The organism is Pseudomonas frederiksbergensis (genome assembly GCF_017114915.1).
Taxonomy (GTDB): domain Bacteria; phylum Pseudomonadota; class Gammaproteobacteria; order Pseudomonadales; family Pseudomonadaceae; genus Aquipseudomonas; species Aquipseudomonas frederiksbergensis_I.
In genome coordinates this window covers 1-341 of record NZ_JAAUOE010000124.1, presented here as the reverse complement: position 1 = coordinate 341, position 341 = coordinate 1, and the positions used below count along the sequence as shown (strand labels likewise).

Here is a 341-nt window from a genome sequence, read left to right as displayed (position 1 = left end):
GTCGCGGAACATCTGAATGGTCTTGCCGCCAAAACTGTCCGGCAGGTCATCGGCGGACACCCCGCCGATGAGAAACTCGGCGGTTTTGCGCGGTTCCAGGCTGCGCAGCCAGGCACCCACTTCATTGACCAGACCGAGGCCGACCGAGTTGGCGGTGATCTTGCGTTGCAGAATCCAGTCCAGCGCTTCAGGGATGGCGACGATGTCGGTCAACAGGTTGTGCATTTCCAGTACGTCGACGTTGCGCTCGCGCATTTTGGTAACGAAGTCGAAGTGGTCGCGCTTGGCCTGGGCGACCCACAGCACGTCGTCGAACAGCAGTTCATCGCAGTTGTTCGGGG

Annotated in this window: 1 protein-coding gene; it reads right to left on the bottom strand. The window is 60.4% G+C overall.

Annotated features, from left to right (window positions below; translation table 11 throughout):
- Nucleotides 1-341: arginine deiminase family protein (locus HCU66_RS27020; RefSeq protein WP_241015723.1), on the bottom strand; the 341-nt coding region annotated here is incomplete at both ends.